9 protein-coding genes (1 of these 9 only partly in view) are annotated in these 12,895 nt (G+C 61.9%); 2 read left to right on the top strand and 7 right to left on the bottom strand.

The window, feature by feature from the left end; translation table 11 throughout:
• Positions 1-63: 63 nt before the first annotated feature.
• The 3 genes from J1G34_RS03965 to J1G34_RS03955 all read right to left on the bottom strand — a co-directional run bounded on the left by J1G34_RS03965 (position 64) and on the right by J1G34_RS03955 (position 1,847).
• Positions 64-696 (bottom strand): LysE family translocator, encoded by a 633-nt coding sequence (locus J1G34_RS03965; protein ID WP_057721872.1) that lies wholly within the window; start codon positions 694-696, stop codon positions 64-66.
• A gap of 71 nt (positions 697-767) precedes the next feature.
• On the bottom strand, positions 768-1,637 hold the full coding sequence (locus J1G34_RS03960) for a sugar phosphate isomerase/epimerase family protein (RefSeq protein ID WP_065892981.1): 870 nt from the start codon (positions 1,635-1,637) through the stop codon (positions 768-770).
• A gap of 27 nt (positions 1,638-1,664) precedes the next feature.
• A complete protein-coding gene (locus tag J1G34_RS03955; RefSeq protein ID WP_065885035.1) occupies positions 1,665-1,847 on the bottom strand; it encodes a rubredoxin in 183 nt (60 codons plus the stop codon).
• Between the two features lie 158 nt (positions 1,848-2,005).
• On the opposite strand from J1G34_RS03955, the gene J1G34_RS03950 reads away from it, so the two are divergent.
• Complete coding sequence (locus J1G34_RS03950) at positions 2,006-3,418, top strand: aminotransferase-like domain-containing protein (protein ID WP_122463975.1); 1,413 nt, start codon at positions 2,006-2,008, stop codon at positions 3,416-3,418.
• Positions 3,419-3,424: 6 nt separating this feature from the next.
• On the opposite strand, the gene J1G34_RS03945 is transcribed toward J1G34_RS03950, so the two are convergent.
• Complete coding sequence (locus tag J1G34_RS03945) at positions 3,425-4,846, bottom strand: M10 family metallopeptidase C-terminal domain-containing protein (protein ID WP_222993386.1); 1,422 nt, start codon at positions 4,844-4,846, stop codon at positions 3,425-3,427.
• A 342-nt stretch (positions 4,847-5,188) separates the two neighbouring features.
• Between J1G34_RS03945 and J1G34_RS03940 the strand changes: the two genes are divergently transcribed.
• Positions 5,189-5,860, top strand: coding sequence for a LuxR C-terminal-related transcriptional regulator (locus J1G34_RS03940; RefSeq protein WP_122463985.1), 672 nt, complete (start codon positions 5,189-5,191; stop codon positions 5,858-5,860).
• A 326-nt stretch (positions 5,861-6,186) separates the two neighbouring features.
• On the opposite strand, the gene J1G34_RS03935 is transcribed toward J1G34_RS03940, so the two are convergent.
• The 3 genes from J1G34_RS03935 to J1G34_RS03925 all read right to left on the bottom strand — a co-directional run.
• The gene (locus tag J1G34_RS03935) at positions 6,187-8,145 is read right to left on the bottom strand and encodes a MacB family efflux pump subunit (RefSeq protein WP_122463971.1); all 1,959 of its coding nucleotides are present in this window, start codon (positions 8,143-8,145) and stop codon (positions 6,187-6,189) included.
• 3 nt (positions 8,146-8,148) lie between these two features.
• The gene (gene macA / locus J1G34_RS03930; RefSeq protein WP_065885031.1) at positions 8,149-9,300 is read right to left on the bottom strand and encodes a macrolide transporter subunit MacA; all 1,152 of its coding nucleotides are present in this window, start codon (positions 9,298-9,300) and stop codon (positions 8,149-8,151) included.
• Between the two features lie 480 nt (positions 9,301-9,780).
• Positions 9,781-12,895, bottom strand: the 3' end of a protein-coding gene (locus J1G34_RS03925) for a non-ribosomal peptide synthetase (RefSeq protein WP_222993384.1). Its footprint extends 11,357 nt past the window's final position; the window shows 3,115 of its 14,472 coding nt (coding positions 11,358-14,472); its start codon lies beyond the right edge, outside the window; the stop codon is at positions 9,781-9,783.

Here is a 12,895-nt window from a genome sequence, read left to right as displayed (position 1 = left end):
GGTGAATCCCTGAAGTCTATCAGGGCAAAGTCAAAACGCCACTACTGCGTGCAAGCTAATGCTTCAATGCGAAAAGCCGCGTGCCAGCATGACCGCCACGCCGAGTAGCATCACCGCCGTGATCCGCTGCAGCAGCACTCGCCGCCTGGGATTTTCCAGCACGTGCTTGATGCGCTGGCCGAAATAGCAGTACAGGCAGCCGCTGGCAAATTGCAGCAGCAGGAACGTCAGGCCGAGGATGGCGATATCCGCCGCTGAGCTGTGCTCACCCGCCCCGGCGAACTGCGGGAACACGGCGCTGAACATGATGATGGTCTTGGGATTGGAAAAGCCGGTCAGCAAACCTTTGCCGAACAGGCTGCGCGAGCCCTCCACGGCGCCGGCCTTGTCGATCGACACGCCGCTGCTGGTCCACTGCTTGTAGGCCAGGTAAAGGATGTAGGCCACGCCGACAAACTGGATGGCTTGGGTAATCGCGAGGTTGCCCTTGATCAGCTCCGAAAAGCCCACGGCAAAGATCAGGATCGAAATCAGGTACGACACACTGGCGCCGATCTGCGCCGGAATCGAACTGCGCAGGCCATCCTTCAAGCCCAGGCTCAACAGCAACAGGGTCATGGGACCGGGACTGAAGGTCATGGTGGCGCAGAACAACAGGAAGTAGAGAAACGAAGACAGCGTTAACGCACTTGTCATGGTCCGGGACCTTGAATGGAGAGAACGGCAACAACGGGGTGCACGCCACAGGCGCACACCCCTGGATGACATCAGGCGACGGCGATTTCGGTCGTCAGGGATTCGCGGTACATCAAGGCCAGGTCGGCCAGGGCCGCCTTGGCGGTCTGGTTGCGGGTTTCAAACGCCACCAGGCCTTTCCAGTTGGTTTCGACAATGGCCTGCATGACGTCGGCGTAGTCGCAGTTGCCGTCGTGAATGCCGAAGTGCTGGTCTTGCACGCCGTTGTTGTTGCTGAAGGAAATGCCCTTGATCAAGTGGTGATACTTGCGCACCACGGCCGCCGGCAGACCGTCCTCGATGTTGGCGTGGCCGGCATCGAGGAAGAAATACACGTTGTCGTGGGCTTGCAGGCGCTCGAACACAAATGCGTATTCAGCCTCATGGGTGAAGATGTAGTGGAAAGGACGATAGTTGACGTAGTTGGACAGGTTTTCCAGGTAGATGTCCGTGCCCTTGGTCGCCGCATAAGTGGCCAGTTCCTGGACTGACTTGAGGTAATGCTCCAGCGCCACTTTCTTGGCCTTGAGTACCATTTTCGGCTCGACGATGCAGCCACCGTGAATGATCAGCGGCGCGCCGAGGCGACTGGCGATATCGATCTCCTGCTTGACATAGGCCACCGCCGCCACGCGAAACGCCTCGACGTCACTGCCCAGCGGCGCCTTGAAGTTGCCATGGAACACCGGCTTGACCCCACTGGCGGCGATCTGCGCCAACAGGCTTTCGATGCGCGCATCGGTCCAGTCGTCGACCATTTCGCCGAACAGGCTGCCGTCCACATACCAATGGGTGCACTGCCCTTCGATGGCGGCTTGCAGGCCCTGTTCCGCGGCCAGGTATTTCTGGTGGGCCACACCGGTGCAGAACGGCACGGTAGGGTTGATCAGTTTGCTTTCCATGGAGCGATTCCTTTCGTTGATGGAGGATCAGGCGGTGACAGCGTCAGCGAGTTCGATGGCCATGAAATCGGCCTTGGTCACGCCGCAATCCGGGCATGTCCAGTCTTCAGGCACCTCTTCCCAAGGGGTGCCGGCGGGAATTCCGTCCTCCGGAATGCCCAATGCTTCTACGTACATAAAACCGCAGGGTGCACACATATAAGTCTTCATGAGAGTGCAGAATCCATTGCTCGCGTATAGGAAATTTCGCCAACTCCTGGCGAGATGGCGCGCAGTCTAGGGCAATGGCATTGCGCCAGGCAGGTAAAGTGATGCCTAATCCCGCCTGACTTCACCGGTAAAAGCACCGGCAAACATAAGGACGTTTCATGTTGGTATCGGCCATCGCCTTTGTGGAAGGCACACCCAAGGTCCAGCAGATCGTGGATGCGTTCAGCCAGGCCATCGAGGCCGGTGAATGGGCGCCCGGCAGCAAGTTGCCGTCGGTGCGCGAGCTGACCGAAATCCTCGGTGTCAGCAAGTTCACCCTCAATGAGGCCCTGGACCGTCTACGCGGGCGCCACTTGCTCACCTCCAGCCAGGGCCGCGGCTATTTCGTGGCGATGGACAGCGCGCGCCCGGCGTCGGTGGCCTGGGTCGACCTGCTGCCCCAGGACCTGCTCAGCGTATTACGCCGACCACTGGCCACTGCCAGTGGGGAGCTGCGCCCCGGTGGCGGGCACTTGCCGGAGGACTGGCTGAACGGCGAAGCCATCCGCCAGGCCATGCGCAGCGTGGTGCGCGCGCCGTCGCTGCGCATCGCCGGGCTCGGCACGCCAGCCGGGCTGTTGCCGTTGCGCCAGGCGCTGCAACAGAAACTCCACGGCGAAGGCCTGTCGGTGCCGGTGGAACAGATCATCACCACCCCCAACACCGTGCAGGGCCTGGACATGCTCATGCGTCTGCTGGTAAGGCCCGGCGACACAGTGCTGCTGGACGCGCCGTGCTACTTCAACTTCCACGCCAACCTGGCCCTGCATGGCGTCAAGGTGGTGACGCTCGAACGCCGCCCCGACGGCTTCGACTTCACCGCCCTCGAACATCTGCTGGCCGAACACCGGCCCAGCCTGTACCTGACCACCAGCGTGCTGCATAACCCGACGGGCCATTCCTTCAGCCCCAGCCAGGCGTTTCGCCTGCTGCAACTGACCCAGCAGTACCACTGCCATATCGTCGAGGATGACCTCTACGGCGACCTGCACCCCAACCCACCGCCACGCCTGGCCGCCGTCGCCGGGCTGGACCAGGTCACCTACCTGTCGGGATTCTCGAAGATCCTCAGCGCCAATACCCGCGTCAGCTACGTGGTGGCCGCGCCACAACTGGCCGCCAACCTGACCAACATGAAGTTGATGAGCGGCGGCGTGACCTCGGAGCTGTTCGAGCAGATCGTGTACCGCATGCTCAGCGAAGGCAGTTATGCCAAGCACCGCAAGCGCATGGTCCAGCGCCTGATGGAAGCCGGCGGGCGCGTCGAGCAATGGCTCAAGCGCTGCGGCTGCGAACTGCCGATGGCTTTCGAAGGCGGCATGTTCATCTGGGCGCGCCTGCCGCCGGGGGTCAACGGCGAACTGCTGGCCCAGCAAGCCCTGAAGCGCAGCATGGTGCTGGCGCCCGGCTTGCTGTTTGGCTACGACCCGGCTCATCGGGACTTGATGCGCTTCAATGTGGCTCACAGTGATGAGCCACGGGCGCAGCGGGTATTTGAAGCGCTGCTGCGCCATCGGGTTGCGCAAGTCTGAAAAGCCTTAACTGACGATATCACTGCGCCGCACATGGCCCTCTACGACAAGCACGAAGTTCGCCTCACTCGGCGTAGCGCTGATTTCCAGGGTACTCATTTTCAGCACGGGGTTGTAAGTCACGATGGCTTCACCGATGGCGCCGGAAAATGCGTCGACGAAGCTCAGTTGCGCAACCCCCAGCGAGGCCCTGACGCCCGACACATCGACCCTGTCTTCGCCGCTGACAAAGTCCATGATCCGGTCGGGCGCGGCCTGGGTCGAGTCGCTGATGCGCCCATAGGCAAACCGGTCCTTGCCCTTGCCGCCCCACAGCGTGTCGGCCCCCCCTGCTCCATATAACCAATCATCGCCCTCTCCCCCTCTGAGTTCGTTGGCCACCTCGTTACCCACCATCAAATCGTTGCCGGAGCCGCCGATGGCATTTTCGATCGTCACGCCATAGGCAATCGAAACATTCCCCTTGAGGCCGCCGACGTCAGAAAAGGTCCCCTCCCGCAGGCTGATGCGCTGGACCTGCGTGTAACCGGAGAAGTCCAGGGTGTCATTGCCGCCACCGTCCCAAATGGCCGCTACCATTTTATCCTTGGCGGTGTTGACGCTCAGGAAGTCTCGGTCCGCATTGGCATTGAAGCCGTAGGTGGTGTTGTCTTTACGGGTGTCGTGGTTGGCGCCGTACTTGCGTTGATAGGCACTGATATCGTCAAGCTGCGGCGCCGAAGAGCGCATGCCTGCATGATTCATATAGCCGGTACGCTCGCCCCGATAACTCATGGCGCTGTGACTCTGCGAGTCCTCGTGATAACCCACCTGCTCTTGTTTGAGTATCCTGTCGTAGTCGCCGGAGTGGTCGAGCCCCAAGGCATGCCCCAGTTCGTGGACGATGGTATGGCGGCCCGCATTTCCCAATGCGGCGTCAACCACAGACCTGTCGCCTTTGTTGACGGCAAACCAGACATCACCGCTGCTGGCAACGCCTGGCGAAGGCAGCACGGCATAGCTCGTATCGTTGTAGGGCAGCCCCTTGTCATCGACTCTCTGACCGAAATTGGCGAGGGTAATGTGGCCTTCGCTGCCTGCGGCTCTCGGCCCTTCGGTAAACCTGAGGTTGGCAACATCGGCAATGCTCTGCAGGCTGGCCCGCGTCTGTTGGCGCTGGTTTTCAAGAACGTGGGTGAAACCGGTTTTGTTGAACTGCCTTGCGTCCTTGTCAACGGGCGGGGTACGAAATTCGTAGGTCACGTTATGGCGGCCATCGCCGTTCTTGTCCGGCCACCCCGGGCTCTTTCGCCAGAGGTGCAAGGCCGCGTCTTCGGCAGACTTGGAGGGCAAGCCGTTATGGCGGATGTCACCGCCGCGATCGTCTCGGTGCCGGAAGGCTTCGATGAGCCGCAACGCATCACTGGGACGAGAGGCAACCGTATTCATACGCACACTCCTATCTGGCTGGAGTTCCATCTTGAGCGCCCTCAGCTCGACAAGCTGCCCGTTGCTTCGCCCTCCTGGATAGCCGCCTGCGGAAACTGGCTTGGGCATCGACCACTGAAGCTGTAGGCGACATCCTTGTGCCGGCCACGAAATCAGGCGCAAAGGTCGTTATGCGCTTTTAATCTGCTTTTTTAATGATTGAATCCCCACCCTTTGGTCAGGCTGTACTAGCATACGTCTCGGCGGGCAGCACTATCACTGCAGGTTATTCGCATTGGCTAGTCTCTTAATCCCCGTCGCTATAAGACCGAATACCTGCACTCGAAACTCATGGACGAATTGATGAACTCACACCTGTTCCCACATATAGGCAAGGTCATCGCCAGCACCGGCAGTCGCCACTTCCCACGTATGCTGCATGACCTGATCCTCACCCAACTGGCAGTGGACGCCACCCATATCACGCAACTGCGAGTGAGTGCCGCTGGCCACACTCGCCGCAGGATCAGCCCGGTCTATACCGACTCGGCAGTGGCGCTGGGCGAAGAGCAACCGGCCGCCCAGCTGCACCTCACCCGCCGTAAGGACGATGTGCGGTATGTGCTGTCGGTGTACCGCTCGCACCAGTCCGAAACCTTCTCGGCGCAAGAGCGCAGCATGCTGGAGGATTTCTCCACGCTGCTGCTGCCCATGGTGGAAAACCACATCAGCGCGATCCAGCCATGCCCCCCAGGCAATACGCCGCAGGAACCACAGAACCAGGGCATCGAGACCTTGCGGCGGCGCATTCAGGAGCGCCTTGTGCAATCGGGGTTGACCCTGTCCAACCGTGAACTGGAAGTGTGCGTAGGCCTGCTGGCCGGGCGCACCGCGCCGGAGTTGGCCGAACAGTTGGCGCTGAAGGTCAACACCATCGAGAGCTACCTCAAGCGCGCGGCGATCAAACTGGGCATCAGCGGACGGCATTCGTTGTTGCGGTGGATGTATGCCACCGAAGACAGCACCATTCTCTAAGCCGACATCGGTCAAAAGGTGGGAGGGGGCTTGCTCCCGATAGCGGTGTGTCAGCTTGCTTATGCATGGACTGACACACTGCCATCGGGGGCAAGCCCCCTCCCACATTTGATCTCCGGCGGCCTGAACGGATCAGTCCCGAGCCAGCGCCTCGATGGGGTCCAGCCGCGCCGCATTGCGCGCTGGCATTCGTACCACCAACCTCTGAGCTGACATCGGTCAAAATGTGGGAGGGGGCTTGCCCCCGATAGCGGTGGGTCAGCTTGCTTATGCATTGACTGACACACTGCCATCGGGGGCAAGCCCCCTCCCACATTTGATCTCCATCAATCTCGAGCCAATGCCTCGATCGGGTCCAGCCGCGCCGCGTTGCGCGCCGGCACGAAGCCGAACACGATGCCGATCAGCGTCGAGCAGGCAAACGCGGTGATGATCGAGCCCAGGGAAAACACCATTTCCCACTCCTTCACGAACAGCGAAAACAAATAGCCGATGGCATAGGACAGCGAGATACCGATAATCCCGCCGATCAGACACACCATCACCGCCTCCACCAGAAACTGCTGGCGAATATCCGATTGCCGCGCCCCTACGGCCATGCGAATGCCAATCTCGCGGGTGCGTTCGGTGACCGACACCAGCATGATATTCATCACGCCGATACCACCCACCAACAACGAAATCACCGCGATCAATGACAACAGCAGCGCCAGCGAACGGCTGGTTTTCTGCACCGTCTGCATGATGCTGTCGAGGTTGTTGGTGAAGAAATCCTTGGTGCCGTGGCGTTGCAGCATGAGCTTATTGACGTTGTCTTCCACCACCTTGCTCGGCTGGCCGTCCTTGATGCGCACGGTGATGCTGTCCAGATGGCGCTGCCCCAACAGGCGCCCCGCCGCCGTCTCATACGGCACCCACACGTTCAGCACCTTGCTGGCGGCGAACAGGTTCTTGTTGTCCGCCGTCACCCCGATCACCGTGCACGGCAGGTTGCCCACCAGGATCACCTGGCCCAGGGGGTCAACGTTCGGTCCGAACAGGCGATGCCGGGTGTTGTGGTCGATAACCACCACCTGCGCCTGACGCCGTGCATCACTTTCGCTGAAGGCGATACCGGCTTCGAGCTTCACGCCCTTGACCTTGAAGTAGCGGTCGCTGACGCCGTTGACCTGCGCGTCCACGTCGATATTGCCAAAGCGCAGCAACAGGTTGCGCCCTACCACCGGGGTGGCGCTGTCGACGTAATACAGCTGGTTCAACGCGTCCACATCTGACGGCATCAGGGTCTCGATGGCCGAGGCGCGGCTGTCACCGAAACTGGTGCCGGAAAAGATATCGATGGTGTTGCTGCCGATGGCCTGGATGTCCTTGAGCACATAACGCTTGGCGCCCTCACCGATGGCCGAGATCGACACCACCGAGGTGATGCCGATGACGATACCGAGCATGGTCAGCAAGGTGCGCATGCGATGGGAAATCAGCGCGACCCAGGCCATGTTGAACGCTTCCTTGAACAACCCCAGGCTCGCCACCAGGCGCCGCGCGCCGCTGCGCCGGGGCTCGAGCGGCGCTTCGCCGGGCAGCTCCAGGCCGGCACTGTCGTTGGCCTTGTCGCTGACGATCTCGCCGTCGCACACCTCGACGATACGCTGGGCATTGGCCGCCACCTTGGGGTCGTGGGTGACGATGATCACCGTGTGCCCGGCCGCGTGCAGCTCGGCGAGGATGCGCATCACCTCCTTGCCGCTATGGGTGTCGAGGGCCCCGGTGGGTTCGTCGGCCAGGATCACCTCGCCGCCATTCATCAAGGCCCGGGCGATACTCACGCGCTGCTGCTGCCCACCGGACAACTGGCTCGGCCGATGGGTGATATGCCCCGACAGGCCCAGGCGCGCGAGCAACTCCCGCGCGCGGCTGTGGCGCTGGCCTTCCGGGATGCCGGCATAGATCGCCGGCATTTCCACGTTGTGCAAGGCACTCAGGTGCGCCAGCAGGTGGTAGCGCTGGAAGATAAACCCGAAGTAATCGCGGCGCAGTTCCGCCAGTTGCTCATCGCCCAGGGAACGGGTTTCGATGCCGTTGATTTTGTAGCTGCCGGCGGTGGCGTAATCCAGGCCGCCGAGGATGTTCATCAATGTCGATTTACCCGAACCCGAGGCGCCGATGATCGCCAGCATTTCCCCGGCGTGAATGGTCAGGTCGATGCCCTTGAGCGCGATGAATTCGCGCTCGCCGGCCATGAAACTGCGGGTGATGCCCTTGAGCTCCAGCAGAGGTTGAGTCATGGCTCAATTCCCCGCCACGGCAGGCGAGGCGTCGCCAATCACCACCTTGTCGCCCTCGACCAGGCCGTCGAGGATCTGCACCTTGACGTTGTTGTTGATACCGGTCTTCACCTCACGCACCTGCGCCCTGCCCTTGGCGTCGAGCACCCGCACTGCATAGCCGCCCTCGGCATTGCGCGCGCCCAGCGCCGCCACCGGCATCATCAGCGCAGCCTCGGCGGTGTCGAGCACGATACGCACCTGGGCGGTCATGGCGATGCGCAAGCGGTGGTCGGGGTTGGGCACATCGAACAGCGCGTTATAAAACACCGCCGTATTCTGCTTGGGCGCACCGGCGGTCTGGGTTTCGAGGAAATTCTGCGGTGCCGGTTCAGTGCCACGCAGCTTGGCGTAGTAGCGCTTGTCGGCCTCACCGAGAATAGTGAAATACACCTGCTGGCCGGGGCTGATGTGAATCACATCCGCTTCCGACACCTGGGCCTTGACCGTCATGGTATCCAGGTCGGCCAGCTTGAGCAGCACCGGCGCCAGCTGGTTGGCGATGACCGTCTGGCCTTCCTGGGTAACGATACCCACCACATCGCCGTCAATCGGCGCATTGATACGGGTATAAGCCAGGTTGACCTTGGCCGTGTCGATCTGAATGTGCGCGCTCTTGATCTGCGCATCCAGAGACAACAGATTGGCCTGCTGCACCTGAAAGGTCGACTCGGCGTCCTCGAAATCCTGGCGCGACACCGACTCATCGGCCTGCAAGCCCTTATAGCGCTCATACACCGACCTGGCCTGCTTGACCTGCGCCGCCGTGGCGCGGCGTTGAGCCTGCAGATTCTCCTCATCGACCTGGGCCTTGCGCAGCGTGTTCTGCAGGATCAGCGGATCGATTTCAGCCAGCCACTGGCCTTTCTTGACCTTGTCACCGACCTTGACCTTGAGCGACTTCAACTGACCGGAAACCTGCGCACCCACATCGACCTGCTTGACGCCCTCCAACAAGCCGGTGGCGAGAACGGCGTTTTCAATATCACCGCGCTCGACAGTGGCCGTGAGGTATTGAGGCGCATCGGCAGGCGCCTTGACGGTGTAAATGATCAAGCCGATGGCAACCGCCAGCACGGCGAATATCCCGATTTTGCGTAACTTAGACGTTTGCATAAATGACCATAAAGTTGAGCTTTTTGATTGAGCAAGGAAATCCAAACCCTAACCACGATGCGCAGCGAGTCGCTCCTGATCTTGATCTGGCTTTTGATCTTGATCTCAGGCGCCCCGTCAAACCACGCTGGCCGAACGCAGGCTTGAATCCGTGGGTAACCCGGCAGGACGCCGGGTTAGCCGCACTGGGCCATGGATGGCCCATTGCGGCGGCCCACGGATTCAAGCCGGAGTGAGGGCACACCGAGCCTAGGCGAGGTGCCGAGTGGTGGGGCAAGAGCGTTTTGCTTACTTTTGCGCTTTTCAAAAGTGAGCCGCTGTAAGAGCGGAACCCATAGCAGCCGTGTCCGCAGAAACGGATATGTACTCGGTCTAGTCCAACATCCTGGTCGGCCCAGAGGCCGCCATCGGGAGCAAGCCCCCTCCCACATTTGAACCGAGGTGTATCAGGAACAAACCCCTTCCCACATTGGGCGGCCATCAAGACACCACCTCCCCAACCACAACCCCCTCAACCCACCACCTGGCCAACGCCGACACATTCGGCGCCTTAAGCAAAGTGAAATGATTCCCCCCGCCATACCAAACCTGCAACCCACGCCCCTGCCCCCGCCACCCCTCAATCATCAACCCCTGCTCACGCTGATTACCCGCCGCATCCAGCGCCGGGTCACGCGCCAGCACCAAACGCACCACCCCGTCATACCGCGCCTGCGGCCGATACACCGTACGCAAAGCCGCCGCATAAGTCCGCGCCGGGCCAACCATCGCATCCCCGGCAGACCGCGCCGGCAACAACCCAACCCCAACCATCCCCGCATGCAACGCCTGGCGCTGCGCCACCTCATCACTCGCGGCAAAATCCAGCGGATCGATCCCCAGGGATCTCCCGGCCGCCAACTGCATCGCCTCGATCAACCGCAACAACGCCGCCGTCGACGTATACGGCCGCCCCACCACACCATTACCCCCCGGCGACTCACTGTCGATCACCGTCAACGACGCCACCTCGCGGCCCATCGCCTGCAAGCGCAGCGCCATTTCCAGCGCGACCCAGCCGCCAAACGAATGCCCGACCAGATGCACCGGCCCCGCCGGGCACTCATGAATCAGCGCCGCGAGGTAACACTGCGCCGCCGCTTCCACCTGGCTGTGGGGCACCGCTTCACCGTCCAGCCCGCGCGGCTGCAGGCCATACAACGGCCAGTCCCGCCCCAGCGCCTCGCTCAAGCCGACGAAGCCGGTCACGCTGTCGCCCGCACCGGGCACGCAGAACAGCGGTGCATGCCCGGCCTTGCCGCCCTGGATACGCAGCAAGGGCTGATGCGTCGCCTCCATCACCGGTAAAGACTCAGCCAACGCTTGGGCCATCGCCGCGCCCAGGCTGCGGATATGCGGAGCCTGCATCATGCTCTGGTGATTGCCGGGCACTTCAATCTGGCGCAGTTGACCGGATGCCAGCGCGTCCTCCCAGCCCAACGACTCACTGCGCCGCGACAGTTCGGTCGGCCGTTCCTGGGCGCTGAACAGATGCACCGGAATCGGCAGCGGGAACAGGCTGTAATGCGCCAGCGCATGCCCATGCCCGACTTCGCGCTCGATGAAACTGATCAAGTCGGCGTCCGCGGCCGCCGCCATTTGCGGGTATAACAAACCTTCATCGCGACAACATTGCAGCAGGCCCGCAAGGTCCAGCTGTTGAGTGTCTGCTTCCAGTTGCGCCAATCTCGCCACTTCATGCGTGCCTCCTTGTACGGTCCAATGGGCCGTGCACTGCAGCAGCAGATGCCGCTTGAGCGCCTGCGGCCCTTCCCAGCGTGCCTTGCCCTGATCGGTCATGCGCGGCACGAAGGTGTCGATCAAGCCAAGGAACGCGACGCTTTCGTCCAGCCCCAACAGTTGCATGGCCACTTCATAGGCCAGCACCCCGCCGAACGACCATCCCGCCACACGGTAGGGTCCGTGCGGCTGGATCTCGCGAATCAGGCCGACCATGCGCGCCGCCAAGCCCTCCATGGTGTTCAGGTGAGCCTCGCCCAGCGCCAGGCCCGGCAGACCATAGATCGGGTAATCACCCGGCAGGTGCTGACCCAGCGCCGGGAAATACACGTCCATGCCGCTGAACTCGTGCACCAGGAACAAGGCCGGCTGGGCACCGCTGCTGCGCACGGTTACCACCGTGGTGCAGCGCGTTGCCTGCTCGTCACGCTCGCGCAACATCGAGGCCACGTTCGCCACGCTGACGTGCTCAAAGAGCTCGGCCAGGCTCACCTGCAGACCCGCCTCCTCCATCAGGCCGACCAGGCGAATGGCAAGCAAGGAATGACCGCCCAGTTCGAAGAAACTGTCATCGCGGCCGACCTGCTCAAGCTTGAGTACGTCGGCCCATAGCTGACCCAGCCTGTGCTCCAAAGCATCGCGAGGCGGTTCGAACACGCGGTCAGCCGGCGCTTGCAGCGCGGGGACCGGCAAGGCCTTGCGGTCGATCTTGCCATTGGCCGTCAGGGGTAACCGCTCCAGTGGCATATAGGCTGACGGCACCATGTAGTCCGGGAGTTGTTCCTGCAGATGGGCACGCAGGCTATCGATGCCAACAGGCTCTGCCGCCCAGGTGAAATAGGCCGCCAGGCGTTTGTCGCCCGGTGCGTCTTCACGGGCCAGCACCACCGCCTCCTGAATGGCGGCGTGGGTTGCCAGGCGTGCTTCAATCTCGCCCAGTTCGATACGAAAACCGCGAATTTTCACTTGGTCGTCGTTGCGCCCCACGCACTCCAGCAAGCCGTCCGCGTTCCAGCGACCCAGGTCGCCGGTGCGGTACATCAGGGCCTCGGGCTTGAAGGGGTCGTGCACAAACTGTTCGGCGCTCAATTGCGCACGATTCAAATACCCCAGGGCCACGCCGTCGCCACCGATACAGATTTCACCGGTCACGCCCAACGGCACCGGCTGCAACTGCGCATCCAGGACATAGACCTGAGTATTGGAAATCGGTCGACCGATCGGCACGCTGTCCGTGTGGTCGGCGAGTGCGCGCACCTCATGGGTGGTCGCGTAAGTGGTGGTTTCCGTCGGCCCGTAGCAATGCACAAGACGCAGTGCCGGTGCGCGCGCCAACAAGCTGCGGAACGCTGCCGGATCAGCGCGCTCGCCGCCGCACAGGAGGATGCGCAACCCCGCCAGCGCATCGGGTATCAGTTGCACGTACTGATTGAACAGCGCCGTGGTGACGAACAGTATCGTCGCCCCCTCCAACGCAGCGCCAAACGCCACCGGATCGAGCAATATGGAATGATCGATGACCTGCACCTGGCCGCCGTTGAGCAGCGGCCCCCACACATCCATCGTGCTGGCGTCAAAGGCCGGGTTGGAGGCGAATGCCACACGATCACCCGCGTTGAAATCCGCATAGCCGTTGTTGATGACCAGCCGGGTGATGCCACGATGAGGCACCACTACGCCCTTCGGCGTGCCGGTGGACCCGGAGGTGTACATGACGTAGGCCACGCTGTCCGACGATTGCGACAGGTCGGGGTTGTGGTCAGGGTGCGCATCCAGGGTCAGCGTATCGAGGTCCAGGCGGTGAGCCGGGTAGTCA

The organism is Pseudomonas sp. Wu6 (genome assembly GCF_019891515.1).
Classification (GTDB): Bacteria; Pseudomonadota; Gammaproteobacteria; order Pseudomonadales; family Pseudomonadaceae; genus Aquipseudomonas; species Aquipseudomonas orientalis_A.
This window is presented reverse-complemented; position numbering and strand designations above follow the sequence as displayed.